Source organism: Campylobacter sp. US25a (assembly GCF_004379075.1).
Classification (GTDB): Bacteria; Campylobacterota; Campylobacteria; order Campylobacterales; family Campylobacteraceae; genus Campylobacter_D; species Campylobacter_D jejuni.
On sequence record NZ_RYYM01000108.1, the window covers coordinates 1 to 384 of the forward strand.

Below are 384 nucleotides of genomic sequence, written 5' to 3' on the forward strand. Positions count from 1 at the left end.
GGAGATTGTGTTATTATTAAAGCAGGTGGAGTTGAAGTAACTATAGACTCTAATGGGCTTGTGGTTAGAGGTGGAGAACTTAGGGCAGAATGATAACTCGGAGATAAAAATGAGCCAAACAAACAATAACACAGAAATCAAAGAGCAAAACACTCAAGATGAAATCATTTGGGAAGGAAAAAAGGAAATACCTTCGTTTTTGCTTTATTGGATAGCAAATATTGTATTTTTATGTTTTATTCTTTATTTATTTCCTAGAATATTTAACAAAGAAATAGATTATAAATGGTTTATAGTTTTTTTTACATTTCTTTTTGGGTTATATATACTTGTAAAAAATATCTATCAAATGGCAAATATTAAAAGAATTTATATCACAAAAGA

Annotated in this window: 1 pseudogene; it reads left to right on the top strand. The window is 27.9% G+C overall.

Annotation, left to right across the window (positions count from 1 at the left end):
• Positions 1-109 precede the first annotated feature (109 nt).
• A pseudogene (locus ELQ12_RS09955) lies at positions 110-301 on the top strand (hypothetical protein); the annotation flags it as partial.
• Positions 302-384 lie beyond the last annotated feature (83 nt).